The organism is Streptomyces atratus (assembly GCF_900119365.1).
Taxonomy (GTDB): Bacteria; Actinomycetota; Actinomycetes; order Streptomycetales; family Streptomycetaceae; genus Streptomyces; species Streptomyces atratus_B.
The window spans coordinates 172,561-198,847 of the sequence record NZ_FPJO01000006.1; the positions used below are offsets into that span (position 1 = coordinate 172,561).

General features: G+C 68.4%; 20 protein-coding genes and 2 pseudogenes. 14 read left to right on the top strand and 8 right to left on the bottom strand.

What is annotated here, in order from left to right; all coding sequences use genetic code 11:
- Nucleotides 1–26: 26 nt before the first annotated feature.
- Nucleotides 27–1,226 carry a sensor histidine kinase gene (locus BT364_RS13390; RefSeq protein WP_143166488.1) on the top strand — a complete coding sequence of 400 codons (1,200 nt, stop codon included), beginning with the start codon at nt 27–29 and terminating at the stop codon, nt 1,224–1,226.
- A 106-nt stretch (nt 1,227–1,332) separates the two neighbouring features.
- Here BT364_RS13390 and BT364_RS13395 read toward each other — a convergent pair.
- Nucleotides 1,333–1,854 (bottom strand): annotated as a pseudogene (locus BT364_RS13395) (IS701 family transposase); the annotation flags it as partial.
- A 157-nt stretch (nt 1,855–2,011) separates the two neighbouring features.
- On the opposite strand from BT364_RS13395, the gene BT364_RS13400 reads away from it, so the two are divergent.
- The 6 genes from BT364_RS13400 (at nt 2,012) to BT364_RS13425 (ending at nt 8,196) form a co-directional block, all read left to right on the top strand.
- The gene (locus tag BT364_RS13400) at nt 2,012–3,226 is read left to right on the top strand and encodes an FAD-dependent monooxygenase (protein WP_072485379.1); all 1,215 of its coding nucleotides are present in this window, start codon (nt 2,012–2,014) and stop codon (nt 3,224–3,226) included.
- Between the two features lie 20 nt (nt 3,227–3,246).
- Nucleotides 3,247–4,284 carry a cupin domain-containing protein gene (locus tag BT364_RS13405; protein WP_072485511.1) on the top strand — a complete coding sequence of 346 codons (1,038 nt, stop codon included), beginning with the start codon at nt 3,247–3,249 and terminating at the stop codon, nt 4,282–4,284.
- 42 nt (nt 4,285–4,326) lie between these two features.
- Nucleotides 4,327–5,193, top strand: coding sequence for a fumarylacetoacetate hydrolase family protein (locus BT364_RS13410; RefSeq protein ID WP_072485380.1), 867 nt, complete (start codon nt 4,327–4,329; stop codon nt 5,191–5,193).
- Between the two features lie 107 nt (nt 5,194–5,300).
- Nucleotides 5,301–5,747, top strand: coding sequence for a MarR family winged helix-turn-helix transcriptional regulator (locus BT364_RS13415; protein WP_072485381.1), 447 nt, complete (start codon nt 5,301–5,303; stop codon nt 5,745–5,747).
- A 169-nt stretch (nt 5,748–5,916) separates the two neighbouring features.
- Nucleotides 5,917–6,648, top strand: coding sequence for an IclR family transcriptional regulator (locus BT364_RS13420; protein ID WP_072485382.1), 732 nt, complete (start codon nt 5,917–5,919; stop codon nt 6,646–6,648).
- Between the two features lie 246 nt (nt 6,649–6,894).
- Nucleotides 6,895–8,196, top strand: a complete 1,302-nt coding sequence (locus BT364_RS13425) for an MFS transporter (protein WP_218172428.1) — start codon at nt 6,895–6,897, stop codon at nt 8,194–8,196.
- 322 nt (nt 8,197–8,518) lie between these two features.
- Here the strand turns inward: BT364_RS13425 and BT364_RS42885 are convergent.
- The 6 genes and pseudogenes from BT364_RS42885 to BT364_RS13455 form a co-directional block, all read right to left on the bottom strand.
- A pseudogene (locus tag BT364_RS42885) lies at nt 8,519–8,668 on the bottom strand (RacP protein); the annotation flags it as partial.
- A gap of 194 nt (nt 8,669–8,862) precedes the next feature.
- The gene (locus BT364_RS13435) at nt 8,863–9,861 is read right to left on the bottom strand and encodes a LacI family DNA-binding transcriptional regulator (RefSeq protein ID WP_072485384.1); all 999 of its coding nucleotides are present in this window, start codon (nt 9,859–9,861) and stop codon (nt 8,863–8,865) included.
- A 23-nt stretch (nt 9,862–9,884) separates the two neighbouring features.
- Nucleotides 9,885–11,642 carry an alpha-galactosidase gene (locus BT364_RS13440; RefSeq protein WP_256259743.1) on the bottom strand — a complete coding sequence of 586 codons (1,758 nt, stop codon included), beginning with the start codon at nt 11,640–11,642 and terminating at the stop codon, nt 9,885–9,887.
- Between the two features lie 2 nt (nt 11,643–11,644).
- Nucleotides 11,645–12,511: a carbohydrate ABC transporter permease gene (locus BT364_RS13445; RefSeq protein ID WP_072485386.1), complete on the bottom strand. Its 867-nt coding sequence runs from the start codon at nt 12,509–12,511 to the stop codon at nt 11,645–11,647.
- The gene (locus BT364_RS13450; RefSeq protein ID WP_072485387.1) at nt 12,508–13,434 is read right to left on the bottom strand and encodes a carbohydrate ABC transporter permease; all 927 of its coding nucleotides are present in this window, start codon (nt 13,432–13,434) and stop codon (nt 12,508–12,510) included. Before BT364_RS13450 ends, BT364_RS13445 begins: the two co-directional genes overlap by 4 nt.
- Complete coding sequence (locus BT364_RS13455) at nt 13,431–14,750, bottom strand: ABC transporter substrate-binding protein (protein ID WP_256259744.1); 1,320 nt, start codon at nt 14,748–14,750, stop codon at nt 13,431–13,433. Before BT364_RS13455 ends, BT364_RS13450 begins: the two co-directional genes overlap by 4 nt.
- A gap of 237 nt (nt 14,751–14,987) precedes the next feature.
- Between BT364_RS13455 and BT364_RS13460 the strand changes: the two genes are divergently transcribed.
- The 3 genes from BT364_RS13460 (at nt 14,988) to BT364_RS13470 (ending at nt 20,050) form a co-directional block, all read left to right on the top strand.
- Entirely contained in the window at nt 14,988–16,943 is a 1,956-nt protein-coding gene (locus BT364_RS13460; RefSeq protein WP_079179447.1) for a carbohydrate-binding protein, read from the top strand.
- Between the two features lie 255 nt (nt 16,944–17,198).
- A complete protein-coding gene (locus BT364_RS13465) occupies nt 17,199–18,731 on the top strand; it encodes an alpha/beta hydrolase (RefSeq protein WP_072485389.1) in 1,533 nt (510 codons plus the stop codon).
- A gap of 512 nt (nt 18,732–19,243) precedes the next feature.
- Nucleotides 19,244–20,050: an SDR family oxidoreductase gene (locus tag BT364_RS13470; protein WP_072485513.1), complete on the top strand. Its 807-nt coding sequence runs from the start codon at nt 19,244–19,246 to the stop codon at nt 20,048–20,050.
- Here the strand turns inward: BT364_RS13470 and BT364_RS13475 are convergent.
- Nucleotides 19,999–20,352 (bottom strand): hypothetical protein, encoded by a 354-nt coding sequence (locus BT364_RS13475; protein ID WP_177328105.1) that lies wholly within the window; start codon nt 20,350–20,352, stop codon nt 19,999–20,001. The genes BT364_RS13470 and BT364_RS13475 overlap by 52 nt on opposite strands.
- Nucleotides 20,353–21,087: 735 nt before the next feature.
- On the opposite strand from BT364_RS13475, the gene BT364_RS13480 reads away from it, so the two are divergent.
- The 4 genes from BT364_RS13480 (at nt 21,088) to BT364_RS13495 (ending at nt 25,858) form a co-directional block, all read left to right on the top strand.
- Nucleotides 21,088–21,315: a ferredoxin gene (locus BT364_RS13480; RefSeq protein WP_072485514.1), complete on the top strand. Its 228-nt coding sequence runs from the start codon at nt 21,088–21,090 to the stop codon at nt 21,313–21,315.
- Nucleotides 21,312–22,703, top strand: coding sequence for an NAD(P)/FAD-dependent oxidoreductase (locus BT364_RS13485; RefSeq protein WP_072485391.1), 1,392 nt, complete (start codon nt 21,312–21,314; stop codon nt 22,701–22,703). Before BT364_RS13480 ends, BT364_RS13485 begins: the two co-directional genes overlap by 4 nt.
- Nucleotides 22,704–22,716: 13 nt before the next feature.
- On the top strand, nt 22,717–23,934 hold the full coding sequence (locus BT364_RS13490) for a cytochrome P450 (protein ID WP_072485392.1): 1,218 nt from the start codon (nt 22,717–22,719) through the stop codon (nt 23,932–23,934).
- Nucleotides 23,935–24,037: 103 nt separating this feature from the next.
- The gene (locus BT364_RS13495) at nt 24,038–25,858 is read left to right on the top strand and encodes a glycoside hydrolase family 15 protein (protein ID WP_072485393.1); all 1,821 of its coding nucleotides are present in this window, start codon (nt 24,038–24,040) and stop codon (nt 25,856–25,858) included.
- The last annotated feature ends 429 nt before the right edge of the window (nt 25,859–26,287 follow it).

Genomic DNA, 26,287 nt, shown 5'->3' on the forward strand with positions numbered 1-26,287 from the left:
TGCCCCTGCGCGGCCGACTGACCCTGATGACCACGACGGTCTCCGCAGTCCTCGGCTGCGGGCTGCTCCTGCTGAACTGGCTGAGCACCCGTCAACTCCTGAAGGACAACCGCCACCTCGTCGACCCCGCGAGCGTGGCGGCTCCCGCCCAGACGGAGCCGATTCCCATCGCCACCCCGCAAGGCCCCTTGATGCCCGCGGCACTCGCCAGTCCCGCCCAGCGCTTCGAGGACTTTCAGCACACCGTCCTCAACGACCTGCTGCTGCGCTCCCTGCTGTTGCTCGCCGTCTTCACCGCACTCGCCGCGCTGCTCGCCTGGTGGGGCAGCAGCCGCTCACTGCACCGCCTCAGCCAGGTCACCGCGGCAGCCCGGCGGATCGGCACCGGCAGCACCCTGGACGAACGGCTCGGCCTGACCGGCCCGCACGACGAGGTCCGCGAACTCGGCGACACCTTCGACGCCATGCTCGACCGCCTCGACCGCAGCTTCACCGCCCAGCGCCGCTTCACCTCCCACGCCTCGCACGAACTGCGCACCCCGCTCACCCTCCAGCGCACCGCTCTGGAGATCCCCCTGGCCCAGGGCCGGGTCCCGGCCGACCTGAGACCCGCTGTCCAGCGGGCGCTGGACGCCAACGCTCGCAGTGAACGCCTGATCGCGGCATTGCTGACACTGGCACGTGGCGAGAGCACACAGCTGACGCCGCATCCGGTGGACCTTGCGTGCGCGGCCAGGGACGCCTTGGCGGACCTGGCCGACGAGGCCCGGACGGAGGGCATCCGGATCACCGCCGACCCGGGGTCCGCCCCGGTCGCGGGCGACCCCTCGCTGCTCCGGCAGATCGCACTGAACCTGCTGGCCAACGCTGTACGGCACAACCACCGTGACGGCGCGGTGACGTTGACCACCGGCGCCGCGGGCGGCCTTGCCTTCATCGAGGTCGGCAACACCGGCCGTCTGCTGGACCCGGACGAAATTCCCGCCCTCTTCGAACCGTTCCAGCGCGGTCGGGAACACCGGAGCGACGGGTCCGGGCTGGGACTGGCCGTGGTCCGGGCGATCACCCTGACCCACCACGGCGAGCTCACCGCCACCCCCCGCCCCGGCGGCGGCCTCACCGTCCGAGTCGAGCTGCCCACCGCTCCCCCGGAACAGGCCCCACAGAGCCCGGCCTCCGAGGGCGCGGCTTCCGGCGGCGGCCTTCCGGGAAAGGCACACCGATGAGCCAGGGCCAGCACCGGCCTTCCGGTCCCGAACCGGTATCAGAGTGCCGACCACGATCCACAGCCGGTCGGTACCCAACGCGGAGATCTGCGCCCATCACCTCAACACCCGCTTTCTCCAGTGCGGACCGCAGCTTCGGGTTGCCGACGTAGACCTCGTCGCCGGCGACCCGGCCGACGCGGTGTCCGGCGTCCAGGAACGTTCGATCATCGTGCGAGCCGGCTGCGGCTTGGCCGCGAAGACAATGTCCTCGCCCAGCCCCGCCGCCCGGCAGCGGTCCTGGTCGCAGGTCCAGGAACGGGGCACGTACAGTTCCCGGTCCACCGCCGCATGGCCTCGGGCAGCCCGCACGGACGGGGTGGACGGCGACCTGGGAGTTCTCGATCCGCCCGGCCGTGCCGGTGTACTGGCGCTGGACCCCGACGGTGTGGACCCCCTTCTTCACATCGCCGGTCTCGTCCACGACCAGCACCGCCTCCTCGTCGTGCAGGTGCTCGACGACGTACTCACAGGGATCGTCCCGGATGGCATCGGCATCCCAGGCGGCCCGGCACAGCAGATACTGCATGCCGTGCGGACTTGCTTCCCCGGCCCACACCGGCTCGACCAGCAAGATCACACCGCGCAAGCTGCGGAAAACCCTCCTCGGCCCTGTTGCCTCCTGCAACCCGCGGCAATATAGTCAGTACACCAATCATTGGTGTACTGATTACTTGCTGGCCGGCTTGCAGGAACCGCCCCGCGTTCCGCTCGCCGCCCATCCCCCGTCTCAACGAGGAGGCCCTATGCCGTCGTCCTTTACATCCCCGCAACTCGCCGTGGTCGGCGGAGGCATCGGCGGGCTGGCCGCCGCCCTGGCCGCCGCCCGCGCGGGGAGGCAGGTGACGCTCGTGGAACGCGCGGCCGAGTTCGGCGAGATCGGAGCCGGCCTGCAGCTGGCCCCCAACGCATCTCTCGCGCTGGAAGAGCTGGGCGTCCTGGCCGAGGTGCGGCAGACGGCCGTCGTGCCGCCCCGGCTGGTCATGATGGATGCCCTCAACGGCGACCGGATCACCGAACTCGACCTGCACAGCGAAGCGTTCCGCGAACGCTTCCGTCACCCGTACCTGGTCACCCATCGTACGGACCTGCACGCGGCCCTGCTGACCGCTTGCCGGACACATCCCGCCATCACCCTGCACACCGGGTGCACCGTCGTCCGCGTCGAGCAGGACGGCTCCGGCGTCCGCCTGCACTTCGCGGAGACCACGGAGGTCCTGGAGGCCGACGCGATGGTGGCCGCCGACGGGCTGCGCTCCGTGTTGCGCCAGGCGCTGGTCGGCGACGGTGATCCGGTCTGCTCCCGCTACGTCGCCTTCCGCGGCGCGCTGCCCACCGACCGGATGACGGGCCGTATGTCGGAGATTGCCGCCTCGGAGGCGGTGATGGTGTGGGCCGGCCCCCGTATGCACCTCGTCCAGTACCCCGTGCGCCGTGGCGAGCTGTACAACCAGGTCGCGGTCTTCGAAAGCGACCACTACCGGCCCGATTCGGACGACTGGGGCACGGAGGCCGAACTCGAGGAGCGGTTCGCCGGCACGTGCCCGGCCGTGCGTGCCGCACTGCCGCTGGTCTCCCGCGACCGTCGCTGGCCGTTGTTCGACCGCGCACCGGTCGACACCTGGGTATACGGACGCATCGCCCTGCTCGGCGACGCGGCACACCCCATGCTCCAGTACCTGGCCCAGGGCGCCTGCCAGGCCCTGGAGGACGCCGTAGCCCTCGGCCGTGCGCTGGTCGAGTCCGCAGACGCGGCCGACGCCTTCGCCTCCTATGCCGAGCGGCGCCAGGCACGAGCGTCCCTGATCCAGACCACGGCCCGCAGCTTCGGGGAACTGTGCCACCTGGAGGGCATGGGCGCCGCCGTCCGCAACGCCCTGCTCGCCACCCGTTCCTCGCACGACTTCGACGACATCTCCTGGGTGTGGACACCGGCCCCCGACACCGTTTCCGCCGCCTGACCGACCGTACGGAGAACACCATGACCGACGACGCCTCCTACAAGGCCCTGGAGAACCTGGGCGCCGCCCCGCTGTGGCGCTTCTACGGCAACCTCTTCCCCGCCGAGCCCCGCAGCCGGGCGGTCCCCCATAGCTGGAGCTGGCAGGACCTGCGCCCTCACCTGCTGCACTTCTCGCGGACGCTGTCCCTCGACGAGGCCGAGCGCCGGGTACTGATGCTGGTCAATCCCGGTCTCATCGACCCGCCGGCCACCGTCAATACCCTGTACGCCGGGCTGCAGATCATCCTCCCCGGCGAGACCGCCCAGGCCCACCGGCACACCTCCAATGCGTTCCGTTTCATCCTGGAGGGCACCGGCGCCTGGACCACCGTCAACGGGGAACGCGTCCACATGGCCCCCGGCGACCTGCTACTGACCCCCGGCTGGCACTGGCACGACCACACCCACCAGGGTGACGCGCCCATGATCTGGCTGGACGCCCTGGACTACCCCCTGGTCAACGCATTGGAGGCGGGTTTCTACGAGCAGTACCCGCAGCGTCTGCAGCCGGTCACCCGACCCGACGACGCGGGCAGCCGGCAGTTCCTGCACGGCCGGCTCACACCGGCCTGGCTGACCCCCGACGGGCCCAGCTCACCCGTCACCCGCTACACCTGGGAGGAGACCGCACGCGCCCTCGACGCCGTCGCGGACACCGCCGAGGGCAGCGACGTCGACGGCATCGTGCTGGAATACACCAACCCCTGGACCGGTGGCCCGGTGATGCCGACGATCGGCTGCCGGGTGCAGCGTCTGCGCCCCGGGTTCCATGGAGCGGGCCGCCGGCACACAGCGTCCACGATCTTCAACGTGGTCCGCGGCGAAGGTGCCACCGTGGTCGACGGCGTACGGCTGGACTGGTCCGAGCACGACACCTTCGCAGTCCCCGGCTGGGCCTCGTACCGGCACCTCAACACGTCCGCCTCTCAGGATGCCGTCCTCTTCTCCTACAGTGACGAACCGGTGATGCGCTCGCTCGGCCTGTACCGCACCGAGGCGTCCGACCCCGGCGCCTGACATCCCGGACGTCCAACCGCTCACCACAGCAAGGAACATGACATGCGTCTGACTCTTTTCGACCAGGGCCGACTCGGACTCGTCGACGGCAACGACATCGTCGACGTGACCGAACAGCTCGCCGGCACCGGCCCCTACGGGCCCGAAGGCCCGCTGCACCGCCACATCGAGCGCCTGGCCGACGGCCGTACCGGCCCGCTGGACCTCACCGGCGCCCCCCACACCCCTCTGGCCGAAGCAACACTCGAAGCGCCTCTTCCCCGCCCGGGGAAGATCATCGGCGCTCCCGTCAACTATCTCGACCACAAGGCCGAGATGGAGTACACCACCTCGGTCGCCGACCTCGGCGTCTTCCTCAAGGCGAACTCCTCCGTGATCGGGCCAGGTCAGGACATCCTCCTGCCCTACACCGACAAGCGGACCGACCAGGAGGGTGAGCTGGGCGTCATCATCGGACGCACCGCCTCCCACGTCTCACGTGACGACGCTCTCGACCATGTCTTCGGATACACCTGCGTCCTGGACATCACCGTCCGCTCCGGCGAAGACCGTTCCACCCGCAAGTCCTTCGACACCTTCACTCCCATCGGACCCTGGATCGTGACCGCGGACGAGATCCCGGATCCGGACACACTGGACCTTCGCTGTGACGTCGCCGGGACCACACGGCAGCGGACCAATACGGCAGATCTCATTTTCGGCGTGCGAGAGCTCATCGCCTACACAAGTTCCGTCATGACACTGCACCCCGGTGACGTGATCGCAACCGGAACCCCAGCGGGTGTCGGCCCGCTCAGCCACGGCGATCGCGTGGTGCTGGAGATCGAGCGCGTCGGACGCCTCGAAGTCGGCGTGGACGGGTCGGGGGCCACTGCCTACGCTCAACGTCCCGGGTACCACTCCCGCTGACGGGCGGGACAGCGCGCACCGAGGCAATGCCGCTCGCTCGTAGACTCCCGGATGGGCCTGCCGTCCGGGAGGAGGGCGCCACCTCAGCAGAAGAAGGATGAAACACCGTGGCACGCGCACTGAACCTGGAGAACTACATCGGGCATCTGATCCGCCGAGCGGAGCAAGTGCATACCGCGATGTGGGCTGCTCAGGTTTCCCAAGAGGTCACCTCTCAGCAATTCGCCGTTCTCAACGCTCTGCGGCAGCAGCCCGGTATCGATCAACGCACTCTCGCCTCCGTCACCTCGCTGGACCGCTCCACCGTCAATCTCATTGTCCGCCGCTTCACCGACCAGCAGTACGTCACTCAGGTGCGGGACGCCGCAGACCGCAGACGCACTCTGCTGAGTCTGACCGACAATGGCGACCGCCTTCTGAGCTCCCTCATCCCGCCCGCGCGACGCGTCAACGAACAGCTTCTGTCGGCTCTGCCCGCCAGTGAACGCGCTTCGGCCGTGAGTGTCCTGCGCACCATCGCCGACATGGAAGTCACGTCGCCAATAGGCAGTTGACAGCCTCCTGCACTGCGGCTCCTCCACCGGCCGGATCAGGACGACTTGTGAACTCTGTATCTGTCCGAGGAGTCAGCCAATGCTGCAAGACCGCTCTCGCGCCACCAGGGACGACGGACCGGAACACAGCCCAGTAGCACAGGCCCAAGGCGCCTCCGGTACAGGACCGGTGATCAGCCGCGCCCTACAGATCCTCGACGCCTTCAGCGCCCAGTCCCCTCACCTGTCACTCAGCGAGCTGGCACGAAAAGCGCAACTGCCCGTGTCAACCGTCCACCGGATGCTGGGAGAACTGCTCACCTGGGGAGCACTGGAGCGTGACGACCAGGGACGCTATCGCATCGGGCTGCGCCTGTGGGAGCTCGGCTCCCTGGCACCACGCGGTCAGGGGTTGCGCGAGCGGGCCTTGCCCTACCTCGAGGATCTCTCGCTGGTCACCCGCGAAAATGTGCAGCTGGCCGTGCGCGAAGGCACGGAGGCGGTGTTCATCGAACGGATCGGGGGAAGCTGCGCAGTCCCGACACTCACACGTGTAGGCGGCCGGCTCGCCATCACCGCGACAGGCGCGGGGCTGGCCCTGCTCGCCCACGCACCGGCCGCCGTCCAGAACGACGTGCTGGAACGGCCCATCATACGTAACACGCCTTATACGATCACCGATGCCAACCGGCTGCGAGGGGTGCTGGCACAGGTTCGTGCACGCGGCTACGCGGTGAGCGACCGACAATTGTCGCTCGACACGCTTTCGGTGGCCGCGCCGGTGCGGTCCCCGCAAGGAGAGGTCGTCGCGGCCGTTTCACTTGTCGTGCATTGCAGTTCTGCCACCCCGGCTGCCCTGGCCGACCTTGTCCTTTCCAGCGCCCGTGCCATCAACCGCGCACTTCACATGCCCGTTTCCTGACCGGCTCTCTTGCGAAGCAAATGGTTTCCCGGCATACGGAAAAGCGGCTGGTTACAGCCGCGCCGGATTCAGACCATGTGTGCGCCGACTGCTGGAGCGAGCCACCGGGTGTGAGCTGGTTCAAAGGCGTCGGTCATATCGCAGTCGACGACGGAGTGCTCTCATGTTCATGCGTTTCGAGTTCCATGCCACCCAGCGAGTCGTCCGGTGAGCGCGCCCCTGCGCGAGGCCCTGGACAACGGGCCCATGACCCGTTTTCAGTGGACTGCGATCGGCGTGTGTGTCCTGCTGAATACGCTCGACGGGTTCGACGTCCTGGTCATGGCCTTCACCGGGAAGACCGTCTCCAGTGAGTGGAATCTGAATTCCGGCACACTGGGGCTCCTCCTCAGCTGCGGCCTCATCGGTATGGCTGTGGGAGCACTGCTCGTGGCACCCTGGGCAGACCGGATCGGACGAAAGCCCGTCATACTGGGCGGTCTGGCGCTGGCGGCTGCGGGCATGCTGCTGTCCGCGGCAAGTCAGAACTGGCAGCAGTTGGGACTGCTGCGCATCATCACGGGCATCGGCATCGGCGCTGTACTTGCGTCCAGCAACGTCATCGCCGGCGAGTTCGCCTCCCGCCGCTGGCGCGGCCTGGCCGTCAGCCTGAACTCCACCGGTTACGCGGTGGGCGCGACAGTCGGCGGCCTCGCGTCGGTCACCCTCATCGACCATTTCGGATGGCACTCGGTCTTCCTCGCCGGCGGCATAGCCACCGTGGTCGTCATTCCCGTGGTGATGTTCCTGCTGCCGGAGTCTCTCGACTTCCTCATCACGCAGAGGCCGCCAGGGGCTCTCTCCAGAATCAACAACCTTGCCCGGCGCATGGGACATGCGGAACTCGACTCGCTTCCCCCCGCTGCCGCTGCTCACCGGCTGGGTGCGGGATTCCGTCTCCTGCTGGCACCGGGCCTGCGCCGCGTCACGCTCGTGCTGTGGTCTGCGTTCTTCCTGGTGATGGCCGCTTTCTACTTCGTGACCAGTTGGACGCCCACCCTGCTCGTCGAAGCCGGCCTGTCCTCCACCCAGGGACTCACCGGCGGCACTCTGCTCAATCTAGGCGGAATGTTCGGCACCGCGCTCCTTGGTGTACTGGCTGCCCGCTACGCACTGGTGAAGGTGAACCGTGGCTATCTGTTCGCCTCCGGTCTGCTCGTGGTGGCGTTCGCGGTCTCGACCGAGAATCTCGCCCTGGCCTTCGGTTTCGGTGCAGTCGTCGGTGTCGCCGTCAATGGGTGCATCGCGGGTCTCTACGCGCTGACCCCAGCCATCTACGACACCCGTCTGCGCGCTACGGGAGTCGGTGCTGCCATCAGTGTCGGCCGCGTCGGCGCCATCGTCGCCCCCACTGCCGCAGGGTGGCTGCTGGACGCCGGCTGGACACCGCACGCCCTCTACATCGCCGTCGGCGTGATCTTCGCGACTGCCGGCCTGCTGTTGTTCTTCATGCAGTCCGGCAGTAGGCCCGCCGTCACAACCGCCGACCAGGCCGCCGCTACGATGTAGACCGACCGGCAGATGGATCACTTGCGGCGTCGGGTGGTGGGACGGCCGCCCCAGCGACAGCGGCTCGTCGAGCGCGGATGAGCACGCGGAGCGCGACGAAAGCGGCGGTCCCACAGGCCCGAGCCGGCCAGTCGGCGGCCGAGGTGAGGACGTCGCGCCGGTCGACGGCGAACCACTGAGATATTCGATGTTCACGGCGATGGCCGGGAACACGTGCTGCAGGTGCGGGGAGCACTGGCGGTCTCTTCCAGCACGGCCCGCACCGCCTCGGTGACCAGCTTTCTCCGGCCGACCCCCGCGGGAAGTCTCGCAGGCCGGAGTCGGCAGCGTGGGGTGCGACCGTGCCGGTGGCGAACCGGCGGATCTCGGTGAGCCTCTCCTTGATCACGGCCCGCTCGTATTTCTCCAGCGCGGCACGTTCCGCGCCGAGTTGGTAGCCGTCGGCCCGCGTCCAGATCAGCGGGGCCGTCCCGATCCGCCCAGCGAGCCACCCACCGCAAGCCGGGCACCGAACTGGTACTCGCCTGCCAGCCACCTGCTGATCACCCATCGGCCGACCCACCAGGCCGGCACGTCCCGGACTCAATCGCCCCCGAGGTCGTTACCGGTCTTCCGGAACGCGAAACTCCTCGCGATCACCGTCGCTCGAACCGAGCCGCACCCAAGTTACTTCTGCGGCGCGGGCCCCGTTGTGGAGCGGATCACCAGTTCGGGATCGAAGAAGAGTTCTCCCGTCGGTACTTCGCGGTTGCTGACGAGCGACAGGACGCTGCGGCCGACTTCGAGGGCGAGCCGGTCGGCCGGCTGCCTCACGGTGGTGAGGGGCGGATCGACAAACTCCGTGATCATGGACCCGTCGTAGCCCACGACGGAGACATCCCCAGGGACCGAGAATCCCTGTCGGCGGATACCGCGGATTGCGCCGAGGGCCATGTAGTCGCTGGCTGCGACGATGGCGGTGGCACCGAGCTGTAGCAGGGTATGCGCGGCTGCCTGACCACCTTCGACGGTGTAGGACTGCCTGATCACCCAGCGTTCGGCGTCCTGGCTGCCCCGTTTGGCCATGGCGTCGAGGAAGCCCTGCACACGCCGGTCGGCCGGGTGGTTGCCGGCCGGCCCGGATGCCATGCCGATGGCGCGGTGGCCGAGACGGTGGAGATGGTCCACGGCCAGTTCGGCTGCCAGCGCGTCGTCGGTGGAGAAGACGGGCGCGGGAACGTTGTCGGCGAACCCCCCGTTGACACCGACGTACGGGATACGCCGGGAGCGAAGCATCTCGTAGGTTTCGGTGTCGGCACCCTCCACGGTGTTGGACGAGGACAGGAACACGACGGCCGCGATGCCCTTGTCGATGATCGAGGCGATGAACTCCCGTTCCTGGACCCCTCCGGGAAACGCCGGGCACAACACGGCCTTGAGTCCGTGTGGTGCCAGTGCCGCCTCGATGCGTTCGGCGACATCGGCGAAGAAGGGGTTGGAGACGTGCTCGGTGATCACCGTGACCAATTGGCCCTCCACGGGCCTTTCGTAGCCAAGTTCTGCCATGGCCTTTTCGACGGCGTCCCTGGTCTTCGTCGCCACTCCTTGACGCCGGTTGATAACCCGACTGACGGTGGCCTCGCTCACACCCGCCCGGGCAGCGATCTCAACGATGCCGACCTTCATTCGTCCCCTTTTCGCTGGCAGGGTCATGCAGTTTTCCGGATCAGGGCCAGCCCCATGTTCGGCACCGGCAGGTTGTGCAGGCCGGGGGTGAGTGCGATCCGGGTCCGCTCGATGATACGGCCGGAGGGATCACGGATCTCGGCCTCCACCTGCGCTCCCTCGTCCTGGACCTCCAGCACCAGCCGGTTTTCGGCAGTCGCGTTGATCAGGACCGTCTCGCGATGGACCGCAGGCTGCACCGGTACGGTCCGGTCGCTGAACACGGACACCACGTTCATCCCGTCCGCTCCGGCCTGCACCAGAGTGTAGAGATCGTCAGGGCGTCCGGGCTCGACCGTTCCGTCGAGCAGTTGCGGGCGCAGGCGGCGCCACTGGGCGAGCCAGAAGCGGACCGCTTCGGCGTGGTCCTCGGGGAGTGCATCGAGGCGCACGGAGACCTGCGGAACGGAGTGAAGTGCCCCGATGAGCTGCCGTGCGGCGGTCGCCGCGGGGGCCGTGGTGTCCCACAGCAAGGGGTCGGAGTGGACGACACCGCCAACGGCGAGCAGCGCGGTGTCGATCGTGCGGACGCGGTTGGCCGTGGAGTCGGCCGGGCAGTCGAAGGATCTGAGCATGTTGCCGAACGCGGCCATGCCCGGACCGACGTAGGGTTGACGCAGTTCCAGTAGCAGATCGGACCGCTCGGCGAGCAACGCGGTGCGCAGTTCGGTGAGCAGGAGTGTGAGTGCCTGCCCGACATCGCCCCTGCCGTCGCCTGCGTAGGCCATGGCTTCGTCGAGGAAGTCGACCTTGAGTCCGTCGAGACCGTAGGCGCGCACCAGGCGGACGCACAGGCGGACGACGTGGGAGCGGACTTCGGGGCTGCGGGGGTCGAGGACGTGAGCACCGGGAACCTTGGCGAGGGCCGGGGCGTAGGAAGCCCATTGCTCGTAGCAGTCGGTCCGGGGGCCCAGGAGCAGAGGCGCGACCCAGGCCATGTAGCGCAGTCCGAGTCGGCGTACGCGGGCGACGTGAGTGGCGAAGTCGGGGAATTTGTCGGGGTCGGGGAGCCAGTCCCCCACCCCCGCGTATCCGCGGCCGCTGCCGAAACGCTGCCAGCCGTCGTCCAGGATGAGCGTGCCGAAGCCCATGTCCGCGGCGAGTGCGGCCTGCTGCTCGACGGCTGTCGCATCGACCTGCTGGTTGAAGGCGTACCAAGTGGAGTACAGAGGCAGTCGGGCCGCTTCGGGAACTGGCATGGCAGCCGGGGTCTGCTTTTCGTACCAGCCGCGCAGCAGGCGCATGGCCCAGGCAACTGAGGGGCTGTGCGGTACGAAGAGGATGCGGTGCGGTGTGGTGGAAGGCGGCAGTTCGAGGTGGACGACGTGGGTGTCGTTCTCCTCGGACACTCCGAAGCGCAGGGCGACCTCGGGGACGGGGTCGGCTGCGGCGAATGCGAGCAGTGTGGCGCCCGAGTGGTCGTAGAGGCAGCCGGCGGCGAGGCCGTCGATGAGGCTGACCCTGGACCTGCCTTCCCAGTCGGCCACCAGGGTCCGGCTCCAGCCTGCCTTCGGGTGCCAGTAGCCGGCCGTATCGCCGAGCGGGGCGGAGAGCCGGATCTCCACCGGTGAGCCGGGGGCTTCGACCTGCAGCATTCTCAGGCCGCCGGGCACTTCGGACAGTGTCCAGGCGGGGTCGGCGCCCGGGGCCAGGATGGCGATCTCCACGGTGTCGAGCAGTGGCTCGAAGGTGGCGGGCGCCAGTTCCGCAGTGGTGACGGCCTCGGTGGACTGGGTGCTCACGATCACTCCTTGACAGCACCGGCGAGCAGGCCGGAGACGAAGTGGCGTTGAAGGGCCAGGAAGACGATGATCATGGGAATGGCGGCGACGGCCGTTCCGGTGAGGATGGCCCCGTAGTCGGTGTCGTCGACGCCCTGCAGCGAGGCGAGTGCGACGGGAATGGTGAGGGAGGCATCGTCGCGCAGCACGATCAGGGGCCAGATGAAGTCGTTCCACTGGTAGAGGAACAGGAAGATGCCCAGTGCTGCCAGGGCGGGTCTCATCGGCGGCAGGACGACCCGCAGGAACAGACGCAGTTCGCCGCAGCCGTCCATGCGGCCGGAGTCGAGCAGCTCGTCGGGCAGCGCAGCCATCGACTGGCGCATGAGGAAGATGCCGAACGGCAGCGCCAGATTGGGCATGATCACGGCCTGATACGTGTTGAGCCAGTGCAGCTCGGCCATCATTTTGAACAGCGGAACCAGTGTGACCTGGGTCGGGATGACCAGCCCCAGCATCAGCATGCCGAAGAGCGCATCACGGCCCTTGAAGCGGTACTTGGTGAAGGCGTAGCCGGCCAGCGTGCAGACGGCTCCTGCACAGACTGTGTAGATGACCGCGATGAGCAGAGAGTTGAGCACGACCTGCCCGAAGGACGCGGTCTCCTGCAGGCTGGAGAGGTTTTTGCCGAGATCCCCGCCGGGAAGCAGTGGCGGCGTGGAGTCGAAGATCTCGTCAGTGCTGTGGGTGCTGGCGATGACGAGCCAGTAGAAGGGAAGGAGTACGGCGGCGAGCACGATGGCCAGCCCCGAGGTCAGCAGGATGCCGCGGCCCGGGCGGTGCAGGCCGGTGCGTGGTGCGCGGTAGGCACCACGTGCGGGGGTCGTCATGATTTGTCTCCCAGGACCCGGAACTGGATCAGACCGAGGACTCCGATCAGCACCGCAAGGACGTAGGCGATGGCCGACGCGTAGCCGAAGTCGAAGTACGTGAAGGCGTTCTGGTACAGGTACACGCCGATGGTCAGCGTCGCGTTGTCGGGGCCGCCGCGGGTGAGGATGTACGGCTCGTCGAAGATCTGCAGGGTGCCGATGGTGGAGAGCACCGTGGCGAGGAGGATCGCCGGACGCAGTCCCGGAAGCGTCACGTGACGGAAGGACTGCCAGGCTCCGGCCCCGTCGACCGAGGCGGCGTCGTACAGCTCCTTGGGAATGGTCTGCAGACGAGCCAGCAGAATCACCGCGTTGTAACCGGTGTAGTGCCAGGTCAGTGCCAGACCGAGGGAGATCTTTGCCCACAGCGGATCAGTCAGCCACGGCACTTCGCCGATTCCGACGAGCGAGAGCAACCAGTTGACCAGCCCGTACTTCTCGTTGAGCAGGACGGAGAAGACGACACCGTACGCCACGAGGCCGGTGACCATCGGCATGAAGAATCCGAGCCGGAACACCGAACGCGCCCGCAGGAAAGCCGAGTTGAAAGCGACGGCCAGGCCAGTGGCAAGCGCCAGCATGATCGGCACCTGGACCACCAGGATGACTGCCGTGTTCTTCAGTGCCGTCCAGAACAGCGGGTCGTCCAGCAGCCGCACGTAGTTGTCCGCTCCGACGAACGTGTCGACGCCGGCGACCGTCTTGTGGAGGCTGAGAACGAACGACCAGCCGATCGGGTAGAGCTTGAAGGCGGCGAACAGCAACACGGCGGGCAGGACGAAAGCGTACGGCGCGAGACGGCGGGCGCTCAAGCGCGGTGGTCGGGAGTCGCGCACACCCGCCGATCGCACCGTACGGGTCGGGGAGGTGACAACGCTCATCGGGCGACCTTGCGCCCGGTCTGGGAAGCGAGCTGGTCCGCCGCCGCATGCAGCACCTTGGCCGGGTCGGCGCCCTTGAGCAGCACCTTCGTCTGGGCGTCGGTGACCACCTTGAGCGCTCGGGCATAGTCGGAGGTGTAGTTGAACGCCGGCGAGGGCGCCTTGAGGGCACCGAAGAAAATCTCACCCTTCTTCTGACCGCCGAAGAATTTCGACGGCTCGTGGAAGACCGGATCGTCGTACGTCTTCAACAGGGCCGGGGCGATCCCCTTGCCCCGGTAGATCTCGACCTGCGACTCGGGCCGCGTCAGCGCGAACTCCACGAAGTTCCAGGCCGCGGCCTGGTGCTTGCTGGTACCGGCAACGGCCAGGTGTGTGGAGTTCACGGTGGCGGCGGTGGCCCCGCCGCGGCGTACGGACGGGGGCAGACGCACACCCCACTTGCCCGCCTGGTCGGGGACCGTCTCCTCGATGATGCCGCCGAACCAGGTCGGCCACGGCAGGACCGCCGCCGTCCCCTTCTTGATCGAGCTGATCAGCGCGTTCCAGCCGCCGGAGATGTCGCTGACAAGCCCGGCGTCGTTCATCTTCTTGATGAGCGACATGGCACGCACGGCCTCGGCGGAATCGAGGGTGATGTCGCCGTCGGTGTTGAAATAGAAGCCGCCCTGGAGCTGGAGCAGGAGCTGGAAGAAGTTCGCCGAGTCCTGCTGCGAGGCGGGCTTGTCGATCCCCAGAAGGTATTTGCCCGTCTTCTTCTTGATCTTCTTGCCGGCCTCGATCGCGTCGTCCCAGGTGTCGAGCGCTCCGACATCGACACCGGCTTCCTCGAAGACATCGGCGCGGTAGTAGAACCCGGCCGAGTTCGCCTCCCACGGAAGCGCGTTCACCTGTTCGCCCTTGGGCGAGACCGTCTCCCACAGGCCCTTCGCGAAGGAGTCCCGGTACTTGTGGGCTCCCAGCTTGCCGAGATCGGCAAGCTGGCCCGGGAAGCGGTCCACGTATCCGGGCAGGTAGTCGACGCCTATGTGCAGTACGTCCGCGAGGCCCGCCCCTCCGGCCGCCATGCCCGTGGTGATCTTGTCCCAGATCGCCGGGTTCCCGATGTCCTGCACGGTCACCTTGATGTCCGGGTACTTCTTGTTGAACGCCGGAACCAGCGCCCGCAACTCCGCCGCCGGGCCCTGCCAGCTCCACACCGTGATCGAGCCCTTGGTGGCGTCACCGACATCGCCGCCCTGAGCGCCCGTGCTGCCGGTGCCGGAGCAGGCGGTCAGGCCGCCGAGGCCCGCTCCTGCGGCAAGTACGCCGCCCACTCCAAGAACTCTGCGACGACTCATGTCCATGAGATGACCACCTCTGCATGCGGCTCGGGCATCGACCGAACGTCGGGTCGACTGCAGGGAAGTTAGCAACCAGTCACACTTACTTGCAATGGTCGATTGAAAACTTTCTGATCGATTCCGCAACGTAGGTCTGCAGGACTATTGCAACCCGTCGAGCGCCGCTGCTAGCTTGCGGCCACTCACTCGAGCCCCGCACTGGAGTACGCCATGAGGCATCGCCGTCCTGCCCGCCTGGCAGCCGTAGCCACACTCGCCACACTCGCCCCGCTCACACCACTGACCCTGGGCAGTCCGGCCATCGCAGCCACCTCAGCGCTGACCCTCAGCAATCCCGGCTTCGAGGACGGCGCCACGGGCTGGACGTTCACTTCCGGCACCGGAGTCGCCACCAACGCACCGCACGGTGGCGCAAAGCTCGCGTACCTGGATGCCGGAAGCGGCAACAAGGTGGCGCAGACCATCACGGCGTCCGGTGACGGTACGTACGACTTCTCCGCCTGGATCGCCACCGGCGGCCCGGGGGGAAGGTTCGTCGCCCGGGTGAACGGCGCGCAGTCCGGTGCGGTGGATCTGCCCAGCCGGTCCGGCTACGCCCGGTACACGATCAGCCGGGTGTCCCTGAAAAGCGGCGACCAGCTGGAGCTCGCCTTCGAGTCCGGCAGCAGCTGGGTCAACGCCGACGACGTCATGGTCTCCCCCGCGGCCCCGGTCGACCCGGAGATCTCGTCCTCCGACCCGAAGATCGTCGAGATGTTCAACTGGTCGAAGCGCAAGGCCAACAGCTGGGTCCAGATGCCCGGCGCGACCGGTCCGCTGAACGTCGACGAGAACCACCTGTCCGGCACCGGGACCGGGACCTACGGCCCGTCCTACTGGGCCGGGTATGCGCATCGCAGCGGCTACTACTCACGCGATATGGCCCACCAGCTCGCCGGTGCCTCCATCCTCGGACTGAACGACGCGAACAAGGCCATGCTGCGCGCCTTCGCCGGCTCCGCGACGCCCGAGCACAAGTACTACCCCGTATGGGCCATCAACTTCGACAACAAGACATACCTCTCGATCGACTACCGGAGCCCAACCTCCTTCGTCCGAGAGGTCCCGGCCACGTTCGAGCTGGTGGAGAAAGCCCGTCACGCCTACCGCTGGAGTGGCGACAGCGCCTACGTCAACGAGGGCACGCTCTGGGACTTCTACAAGCACGCGACCAAGGAATTCGTCGAACTCCACGACGCCAACAAGCCGAACGGTGTCGCCGAAGGCACCGGCAACGGCATCTTCGCGGGCGCCGCCAGCTACAACGAGGTCGGAGAGGAGCACCTGGCCGAATCCGGGGACTCCATCGGATCCCAGTACCAGGCCTACCGGGCGATGTCCGACCTGGCCGCCGCCAAGGGCGACAAAACCCTGTCCAAGGAGTTCCAGCAGAGGGCCGACAGCCTCAAGGCGTACTTCAACGACACCTGGAGCGGCTCCGGCTCAGGGGCCGACATGGTCCGCGGCTACACCACCGACGGCAAGGCGCTCACCGGCTGGGGCAAGGAGAACAGCTGGTTCATGCCCATGAAACAGATCATGAATCCGGGGGCACGCGCCGACGCCTACCTGGACTACGTCGACGAGCAGGCGAGCGGCAGCGGCAAGCCGTCCAACATCGAGGCGATCAGCTACCTGCCGGACACCTTCTTCGCCTACGAGCACAACGACACGGCCTGGAAGTGGATGCAGTACGTCTACGACAAGCGGAACGACCAGCACCCGGTGTCCAAGCAAGGCCCCAACGGCGACTACCCCGAGGTCTCCTACACCCTGCTGAGCCAGACCGTCGAGGGCCTCATGGGCGTGCAGCCCAACGCCCCGGGGCGCGCCCTGAGCACCCAGTCCCGCATGCCCGCCGGAATGAGCTGGCTGCAGATCAAGGACATCAAGATCGGCGGCAACACCTTCACCCTGCGTCATGACGGTGCCACCAAGTCGACCCTGACCAACGCCACGGGTTCGGCCCGCTACAAGTGGGAGGCCCGCTTCCCCGGCAGCCACTCGACGATCAAGGTCAACGGCGTCCCCCAAGCAGTCAAGACGAAGACCGTCAACGGAAAGACCTGCACCTACGCAAAGGTGTCCGTCGCACCCGGACAAAAGGCCACTGTGCAAGTCTCGTAACGAGGGAGTTTCATGAATTAGGCACTGCAGCAGTGCTTGAGGTGACGAGGTCGCAGTTCGTGGGCTGTGGCCTCGTACACCTGGACGATCTGGAGCACCGACGAGCGGCTGAGCAAGCGCGTGCGCGGTGCCGGCGTCCCGCGCACGCCTCTCACTCTCAGGGTTGTGGGCGGAGTTTTTTTGAGGGACAACCCCACCCGGTTTCGGGGGTTTTCCCGGAGTCTGCCGAGGTGTCCGCCGCCCTAGCGTGCGGGCATGTCAACTTCCCGACGCATCAAGGCCTTCGCGGCGTGCGCGGCGGTGCTCGCCGCAACCGCGACGACCACCGCCACCGCCACAGCCGCTGACCCGGACCCGTTGGCCCGCTTCCACAACCAGCACGTCGACTGGCACGCCTGCGCCCTCGGCGCCGACGACGAGCTCGGCCAGTCGCTGGACGCCGCCGGCGCCGACTGCGCCGACATCACCGTGCCGCTCGACTACGCCGACCCCGGCGGTCGCACCATCACCGTCGCCATATCCCGCCTGAAGGCCACCGACACCGCCCACCGCGTCGGCCCGCTGCTGCTCAACGACGGCGGGCCGGCCGGCCCCAGCCTCCACATGCCACTGCCCAAGTCGAAGGTGATGGGAGAGGTCGCCGACCGCTACGACCTGATCGGCATGGACCCGCGCTTCGTCGGCCGGAGCACCCCGCTGGACTGCGGCTGGGACCTCGGCTCCGCCCTCGTCCGCTCCGCGGGCGCCGACCTGGCGGCGTACCGCGAGGAGGTCGCCGTCGCGCGCGAGCTGGCCGGGCGGTGCGAGCGCGCCCACGGTGACGTGCTGCCGTACGTCACCACCCGCAACACCGCCCGCGACATGGACGTCATCCGCGCCGCCCTCGGCGAAAACGTCCTCTCCTACCTCGGCTACTCCTACGGCAGTTACCTCGGCGAGGTCTACACACAGCTCTTCCCCGGCCGCACCGACCGCATGGTGCTCGACGGCGTCAACTCCCCGGAGCACTACAGCCAGACCCTGCTGCGCGGCGCAGAGGCGGCCAACGAGGCGGCCCTGCGCGCGTGGGCGTCGTGGGCCGCCGCACGGCACGGCACCTACGGGCTGGGCGCCACGCGCGGCGAGGTCCTGGCGACGGTGGAACACATCCTCGACGCCGCTGCGGAAAAGCCGCTGCGGATCGGAAAGGCGTACCTGCTGGACGAGCACGTGCTCCCCTCCGTCTTCATCGGCGGCCTCGGCAGCGACCTCGACGAGCGGCGTGCCGACCTGGCCGCGACCGTACGCCTCCTGGCGCGCGCTGCGGACCGGGAGCCGGTCGAGCCGTCCGAAGCACTCGCCGGACAGCTGGAGTTCCTGCTGACCGGGGCAGGCGCGGCCTCCTCCAGCCAGATGACCGCGATCATCTGCGGCGACGTGGCCGAGCGGCGCGGCGTCGGCAGCTACTGGCGCGCGGTCGAGGAGTCCCGCCAGCGGTCCCCCCTCGCCGGGCCGCTGGCCAACAACATCACCCCCTGCGAGTTCTGGGACCGGCCCGCCGAGGCGCCGACCGTGCTCGGCAACGACGTCCCGGCCCTGCTCGTCAACGCCACCGGCGACCCCCGCACCCTCTACGCCGGCGCCGAGGCCATGCGCGAGCAGTGGTCGAGCTCCCGGCTGCTCACCGTGGAGGGCGCCCGCCAGCACGGCCTGTACGGCGAGTACGGCAACGCCTGCGTCGACGAGCGCATCAACGCCTACCTGCGCACGGGACGGCTCCCCGCGCACGACCTGACCTGCCAGGCGTAGCCCTGGCAGCGGTACCCGGCGACGCGGGCGGTGCCGGCGTCGCCGGAGGCGCACACCCTCAGCGCGCTCACGATGCCGGTGACGGCGACGGCGCAGATCCGGGAGGAATCCGCGGGCGCCTGGGGTGGTGTGGACAGGGGGCGGCAGCTGGAGTTGAGCATGGATCCGGGCTCGCCAGCATTCGGGCCGGCGGCATACAAGCCGGCACTCTCACAGGTGGCCCGGGCGGGCCGCACGGGGTCTGCAGGGGAAGGTTCGGGGGCAGTTCGTAGCCCGGCCGTGTGAGGTGCCCGGCCGAAATACAGCTGCGTCGCGCGCCGGTCTGTCCCGCCTTCGGCGCAGGGTGCTTTCGTCTGGGGGCCGGATGTGCGACGGCTCCTGGGTCTGTCCTGGCGGGCCGGCCGACGCCTGGCCTTCCCCAGGCGCTCGCCCGTTCCCTGAGGGCGTGCCGTCCGAAACGCCGAAAGGATGAGGTCGTGGTGGCAGGAAACGCCGACGAGAACAGTGGGGCGATGTCCGCGCAGCTGCTCCGGGGCCAGAAGGCACTGGTGACCGGTGCCAACTCGGGTATCGGCAAGGCGACTGCCATTGCTCTGGGCCGGGCCGGAGCGGACGTGGTGGTGAATTACGTCGTCGGTGCGGACGAGGCCGAGAAGGTCTGTGCGCAGATCGAGGGCTTCGGGGTTCGCGCCTACGCCCACGAGGCCGACGTGTCCAACGAGGACCAGGTGGTCGCCATGGTCGCCCGGATGGTCGAGGAGTTCGGAACCATCGACATCCTGGTGGCCAACGCCGGCCTCCAGCGGGACTCGGCCGTGACGGAGATGACGCTCGCGCAGTGGCAGAAGGTCATCGACGTCAACCTGACCGGGCAGTTCCTCTGCGCTCGGGAGGCCGCCAAGGAGTTCATGCGGCGCGGCGTGGTGGAAGAGGTGTCCCGGTCGGCAGGGAAGATCATCTGCATGAGCTCGGTCCACCAGATCATCCCCTGGTCGGGGCACGTGAACTACGCCTCCTCCAAGGGTGGTGTGGGGATGTTGATGCAGACCCTCGCCCAGGAGCTGGCCCCCCATCGGATCAGGGTCAACGCGGTTGCACCCGGCGCGATCCGCACGCCGATCAATCGCGACGCCTGGTCAACCCCCGAGGCCGAGGCCGACCTCCTGCGGCTGATTCCGTACCGCCGCGTGGGCGACCCGGAAGACATCGCCAACGCCGTCGTCGCCGTGTCCTCGGACCTGCTCGACTACGTCGTCGGCAGCACGCTCTACGTCGACGGTGGGATGACGCTCTTCCCCGGCTTCGCCACCGGAGGCTGATCCCCTGTGCAAGACCATGTGACGCCCGCCGGGTGGTGATCCTCGGCGGGTTTCGCCGGGTTGTTCGCCGCTCGCGCGCTGCGGCGGTCACCGGTCGCGGTGACCGTGGTCGACCGCCGCGCGCCGGCGGTGAGCGAGGGGTTCACCGCGTCGATGCTTGGGAAGAAGCTGGAGGTCCTCCCGCACAGCCAGAAGTCGACGGCGTGGTGCGCCAGCATCTCGAACGGCATGTCGGGCGAGGCCGCACCGGCCCAGCGTGGCGCCTCGCCGTGGATCTGGTCGGCGTCCGACTTGCCGAGCATCCTGAAGCCGCCCTCCTGTCCAGGAGGGGCACATCGCGTGCCCCGAGCAGCCGACCTCGCAGCCGGGCGGAGCGGTTGCTCCGCTGCCTGTGGCCCCGGTCGGCGAACGTGCCGGGCGATCGGGTCGGCAGGAACGTGTCGCGCTTGACCGGGCCGGCGCGGAGCCGCACGCTCCAACGAGTAGGCCAAGACCACAGGCCACCATCACGCCCACGTCCGAGGACCTCGGCCGGGCGAACCAAGGGGGCCCCGTAGTCGCACGTCGTTCGGTAGACCTCCTTGCGGGCCCGCACGATGGCGCCCAGGGGGCGTGCTCGGCAGTGACCCGCAATGCCAGAGGCCGCCGGGAGTGCTTCCTGGACCGCAGTGGACCGGCCATTCGGCAAGCCCCGTCCGCCCAGCTCAGAGGCTTACTCCTCCTACTCGGTCAGCCCTCGGACGCCGGGGAGACGGACGCCCGCTCGTCCCTTTCTCCGGGGTGCGGACGACGTGCGCGCGGGATACCCTTTTGAGGGCAAGGTCAGGCTCTCCGGGTGGTTTTGCAGACGCCCGGTCCGCATTCGCGATGATCAAATTCTGCCTGCGGAGACCTTTGACGGGCGTGGTGCGCTCCTTCGTATGCGCAGGAGCGAGCAACAGCCGATTCCCTTCTTCGAAGGAGCGCCTCGCGCTTTGGGCGCCGTGGTGGTGCAGCCTCAGGGTCCGCAGCTTCGTGTCCCTGAAATGGAGCTCGGGATGAGAGTTGTCGTTGATCTTTCCCGGTGTCAGGGGTATGCGCAGTGCGCGTTCCTGGCTCCGGACGTGTTCCGGATGCACGGTGAAGAAGCGCTGATGTACAACCCGAACCCCGACGATGCTCAGCGCGAGCAGGTGCTGCGTGCCGCGGCAGCCTGCCCGCTCCAGGCGATTCTGGTCGACCGGTTGGAGGGGCGGGACTCGCCGGTGGGGACGGCGCAGTCATGACCAGCGCCGATACCTTGAAGAGGTTCAAGAGCGACGGCCGTGTCGTGATAGTCGGGGCGTCACTGGCGGGACTGCGAGCCGCGGAGACTCTTCGCGATGAGGGGTTCACCGGATCCTTGACCATGATCGGTGACGAGTTGGGTGAGCCCTATGACCGGCCCCCGCTGTCCAAGCAGGTGCTGACCGGGTGGGTGCCGGCCGGGGGCACCACGCTGCCGCGACGTCGTGACATCAATGCGGAATGGCTGCTGGGCGTGCCCGCCGACGGGCTGGACCTGGCGACCAACCACGTGCATCTCGCCGACGGCCGCGAGGTTCCCTTCGACCGAGTTCTGATCTCCACCGGGGTACGGGCCCGGCCTTGGTTCGTCGAGACCGAAGCGGCCCTGGACGGGGTGTTCGTCGTGCGCACGCGCGAGCACGCCGAGGGCCTGCAGCGAGCCCTCGCCGCCGGACCCTCCCGCGTACTGGTCATCGGCGCGGGCTTCACCGGCTCCGAGATCGCCTCCATCTGCCGCGAGCGGGATATCCCGGTGACCGTCGCCGAGCTCGCGCCGGCCCCGCTGGTCGGGGCGCTCGGCGCCGTGATCGGTGATGTCGCGGCGGACATGCAGCGCGCCCATGGCGTCGACCTGCGCTGCGGTGTCAAGGTCACCCAGCTGGAGGGCGACGCGCAGGGGCGCTTTCACCGCGCCCACTTCGACGACGGCAGCACCATCGACGCCGACGTGGCGGTGGTGGCGCTCGGCGGCATCCGCAACACCGAGTGGCTGCGCGACTCGGGACTGGCGGCAGGCCCATGGGGTATTGCCTGCGACACGGGTTGCCGCGCCCTCGACCTCAACGGCCTGATCACCGACGACATCTTCGTCGCCGGAGACGTGGCACGTTGCCCGAACCCGATCTACGAGTACCGGCTCATCTCGCTGGAGCACTGGGTCAACGCCGTGGAGCAGGCCCAGGTCGCGGCGCACAACATGGTCAGCGCTCAGGCGGACCGCTGGCCGCACCTGTCCATCCCGACGTTCTGGTCGATCCAGTTCGGCGTCAACATCAAGTCCGTCGGCGTACCGACTTTCGCCGACGAGGTCGTCGTCACCCAGGGGTCGGTGCCCGACCACCGCTTCGTCGCCGCGTACGGCTACCAGGGCCGCGTCACCGCGGCGGTCAGTTTCAACAACGCGAAGTGGCTGGACCACTACCGGCAGTTGATCGAGACGGCCGCGCCCTTCCCGCCGCCCTGCCCCACGCCCGACGAACCCGCCGACGCGAAGCCGGTTCCTGTCGACTTCCCCGGCCCCAGGCTGCTCGCCCAGGGCGCCACGGTGGTCGTCACCGGCCACGACCCGGGCGAGCGGCGCGTCACGGCCGCGTGGCAGCACCGGTAGGAGGGAAAGCGACATGACCACGACCGAGACGCCCGACATCCTGCACCGGATCCTCGATTACTCCGCCCGGGCCGACCCGTATCCGCTCTACGCCGAGCTGCGCGAGACGCCGGTGGCCCTGCAGGAGGATGGCAGCTACGTCATCAGTGCCTACCGCGAGCTCACCGGCATACTGCACGACCCGCACCTGAGCTCCGATGTCCGCCACCTGTCGCGGCCGATGGCCGCGGCCGAGGCACGTACCACGCCGTCGTTCATCAATCTCGACCCGCCCGAGCACGACCGCCTGCGGCGCCTGGCGATGCGTCACTTCGGCCCCCCGCACACCCCGGGTCTGGTGACCGGCATGGAACCCGACCTGACCGCCATCGTCAGCGGCCTGATCGACCACTTCGCGGGCAAACAGCAGATCGACATCGTCGACGACTTCGCCTACCCGTTCCCCGTCACCGTGATCTGCCACCTGCTCGGCGTGCCGCGCGAGGACGAACCGCAGTTCCACGTGTGGGTGAATGCCGTCATCGACTCGCTCGACTACGACCCCAAGACCGACCCGAAGGAGAAACTGGACAACGGCATGCAGGCCACCACAGACCTGCGCGAGTACCTCGGCGGGCTGCTGGAGCAACGCCACGGCCGGCCCGGCGGTGACCTGCTGACACGGCTGGCCAACGATGACGGGCCCGACGGGCGGATGACCGACGACGAAATCGTCAGCACCGCGAATCTGCTGCTCATCGCCGGCCACGAGACCACCGTCAACCTCATCACCAACGGCATGCTGACGCTCCTGCGCCACCCGCGGGTGCTGCAGCGGCTGCGCGACGAACCGGACCTGATCGTGCCGCTGGTCGAGGAACTGCTGCGCTACGAACCCCCCGTGCACATCATTCCCTGGCGGGCGGCGTACAGCGACATCACCGTCGCCGACACCGTCATCCCCAAGGGCTCGCAGATCATGCTCATGCTGGCCTCGGGCAGCCGCGACCCGGACCGCTTCCACGATCCCGACCGCTTCGACCCCGATCGCCAGGACAACCAGCACCTGGGCTTCGGCAGCGGCATCCACCTGTGCTTCGGCGGCCCGCTGGCCCGACTGGAAACCCAGATCGCACTGACCGAACTGGTACGCCGCCTGGACCGGCCCAGGCTGGTCGCCGACCCGCCACCGTACCGGCCCAGCCCCATCCTGCGAGGTCCCATCCATCTGCACATCGAGCAGAGCCAGTGATGAACGCGGCAGCCGAGGTCAGCAGCAATGCGCGCCAGCCTCGCTCACCTCAGTGGTGACCTCTACCTGGAGAAACAATCCCTTCCGAGACCTCGGAGCCGCAATGGACCGTTACCCTCCCATCGCCGAACACGGCCTGGTGGGCGACCTGCAGACCGCCGCGCTCGTCTCGTCGCAGGGCGTCGTCGACTGGTTCGCCGCTCCCCGGTTCGATTCGCCCAGCATCTTCGCGGCCCTGCTCGACCACGACCGCGGCGGGTACATGCGGCTGGCCCCCGAGCATTCCGACGGGACCTGCAAGCAGCTCTACTACCCCGACACCGCCATCCTCGTCACCCGGTTCCTGTCGCCGGACGGAGTGGGCGAGGTGGTCGACTTCATGGCCCCGGACCGGACCCGCGCCGCCACCGACCGGCACACCCTGGTCCGCGGCGTCCGTGCCGTGCGGGGGACCGTCGACTTCACGCTTGAGTGCCGGCCGCGCTTCGACTACGGCCGGGCCGAGCACGAGCTCGAACTCGGCGAGAGCGGCGCTCTGTTCCGGGCCCCCGGGATCGACGGGCACCTGCAGGCCACCTTTCCGCTGGAGCGGGACGGCCGGGACGTACGCGGAAAGGTGACACTGAACGCCGGCGAGTCCGGCGGCGCCGTCTTCACCGTCTGCGCGTCCGACGGCGAGACGCCCACACCCCCCACGGTCGACGGGCTCAACGGGCAGTTCGACGAAGTCGCCCAGTTCTGGCGGCACTGGCTGAGCCGGTCCCACTACCGGGGACGGTGGCCCGAGCTGGTGCACCGCTCGGCCATCACCCTCAAACTCCTCACCTACGCCCCCACCGGCGCGCTGATCGCGGCGGCCACCACGGGCCTGCCCGAGCAGGTCGGCGGAGAGCGGAACTGGGACTACCGGTTCACCTGGGTACGCGACGGCTCGCTGTCCGTGCGGGCCATGCTGGACCTCGGCTTCGTCGAGGAGGCCACCGCCTTCGTCCACTGGCTGGTCGACAGGCTGCGGGAGCGAAAGGGCAAGGAGGGCGAGCCGCTCCAGACCATGTACCGGATCGACGGCAGCCCCGACCTGCCGGAAGAGACACTCGATCACTTCGAGGGCTACCGCGGCTCTTATCCCGTCCGCATCGGCAACGGCGCCGCCGACCAGCTCCAGCTGGACATCTACGGCGAAGCCCTCTACGCGGTGTCCCAGGGTGCCGAGATCGCGCAGCAGGCCAGTTTCGAGGGATGGCAGGCGCTCACCAGGACGCTGGACTGGTTCACTGGCGCCTGGGACCGGCCGGACGAGGGCATCTGGGAGACCCGCGGCGGTCGCCAGGACTTCACCTACAGCCGGGTGATGTCGTGGGTTGCCTTCGACCACGGGCTGCGTCTGGCCGAGTACTTCCGCAGGCCCGCCGACCTGGAGCGGTGGCGCAAGGCGCGGGACGCCGTATTCGAGCAGATCATGGAGCGCGGCTGGAGCGAGAAGGAGCGCGCCTTCGTCCAGCACTACGACGGCAAGGTCCTGGACGCCTCGCTGCTGCTCATGCCCAGGGTCGGGTTCATCGCTCCTCGGGACCCGGCGTGGTTCTCCACGCTCGACGCGATGGACCGCAAACTTGTCTCCGACAGCCTTGTCTACCGCTACGACCCGGCGGCATCGCCGGACGGGCTGCGCGGCTCGGAGGGCACCTTCAGTCTGTGCACCTTCCTCTACGTCGATGCACTGGCCCGGGCGGGGCGGCTGCCCCAGGCCCGCTACACCTTCGAGAAGATGCAGACCTACGCCAACCACGTAGGACTGTTCGCCGAGGAGGTCGGTCCGAGCGGGGAGCAACTGGGCAACTTCCCCCAGGCGTTCACCCATCTGTCCCTGATCATGGCTGCCACCACCCTCGACGAGGCGCTCGACGCGGAGAACGGGCGCTGAGCCGACCCACGGTCACGCATGCGCGTCCGGCAGGCGGCCCACAGCTGACCGCGGCGGAGTTCGATGTGCTGTACCGCAGGATGCTCTCGCGCGCACTGCGTCGCCCAGGGCAACCGGACAGCCAGGTCGTCGCCGAGCCACCACAGCTGACATCCGCAAACGCCCCCGCCTGCCGGCGGATCGGCAACAGGCGGGGGCGGTCCGGTGCGGATGTCGCGGACGGCCTGGCGGGCCACGGCGCGCACCGCCGGCTCATCGGTGGTCGGCGCCTTCTGACGGCGCGCCCGGTCGGCCCCTACGGGCCTGAGCGACCGGCAGCCCGAACCGGTCGGCCGACAGCCGTCCCGCTTCGCGTCGTCCCGGACTCGGATGGTCCAATCATCAGGATGTTCCTTGTATCTTTTGCTGTGAACGGCGGCGACCGGACAG

Excerpts from the sequence above, each read along its gene's own strand:
- BT364_RS13390 (WP_143166488.1), top strand. The coding sequence starts at position 27 with ATGACCACGACGGTCTCCGCAGTCCTCGGCTGCGGGCTGCTCCTGCTG.
- BT364_RS13400 (WP_072485379.1), top strand. The coding sequence starts at position 2,012 with ATGCCGTCGTCCTTTACATCCCCGCAACTCGCCGTGGTCGGCGGAGGC.
- BT364_RS13405 (WP_072485511.1), top strand. The coding sequence starts at position 3,247 with ATGACCGACGACGCCTCCTACAAGGCCCTGGAGAACCTGGGCGCCGCC.
- BT364_RS13410 (WP_072485380.1), top strand. The coding sequence starts at position 4,327 with ATGCGTCTGACTCTTTTCGACCAGGGCCGACTCGGACTCGTCGACGGC.
- BT364_RS13425 (WP_218172428.1), top strand. The coding sequence starts at position 6,895 with ATGACCCGTTTTCAGTGGACTGCGATCGGCGTGTGTGTCCTGCTGAAT.
- BT364_RS13435 (WP_072485384.1), bottom strand. The coding sequence starts at position 9,861 with ATGAAGGTCGGCATCGTTGAGATCGCTGCCCGGGCGGGTGTGAGCGAG.
- BT364_RS13445 (WP_072485386.1), bottom strand. The coding sequence starts at position 12,511 with ATGACGACCCCCGCACGTGGTGCCTACCGCGCACCACGCACCGGCCTG.
- BT364_RS13450 (WP_072485387.1), bottom strand. The coding sequence starts at position 13,434 with ATGAGCGTTGTCACCTCCCCGACCCGTACGGTGCGATCGGCGGGTGTG.
- BT364_RS13460 (WP_079179447.1), top strand. The coding sequence starts at position 14,988 with ATGAGGCATCGCCGTCCTGCCCGCCTGGCAGCCGTAGCCACACTCGCC.
- BT364_RS13465 (WP_072485389.1), top strand. The coding sequence starts at position 17,199 with ATGTCAACTTCCCGACGCATCAAGGCCTTCGCGGCGTGCGCGGCGGTG.
- BT364_RS13470 (WP_072485513.1), top strand. The coding sequence starts at position 19,244 with ATGTCCGCGCAGCTGCTCCGGGGCCAGAAGGCACTGGTGACCGGTGCC.
- BT364_RS13475 (WP_177328105.1), bottom strand. The coding sequence starts at position 20,352 with ATGCTCGGCAAGTCGGACGCCGACCAGATCCACGGCGAGGCGCCACGC.
- BT364_RS13480 (WP_072485514.1), top strand. The coding sequence starts at position 21,088 with ATGAGAGTTGTCGTTGATCTTTCCCGGTGTCAGGGGTATGCGCAGTGC.
- BT364_RS13485 (WP_072485391.1), top strand. The coding sequence starts at position 21,312 with ATGACCAGCGCCGATACCTTGAAGAGGTTCAAGAGCGACGGCCGTGTC.
- BT364_RS13490 (WP_072485392.1), top strand. The coding sequence starts at position 22,717 with ATGACCACGACCGAGACGCCCGACATCCTGCACCGGATCCTCGATTAC.
- BT364_RS13495 (WP_072485393.1), top strand. The coding sequence starts at position 24,038 with ATGGACCGTTACCCTCCCATCGCCGAACACGGCCTGGTGGGCGACCTG.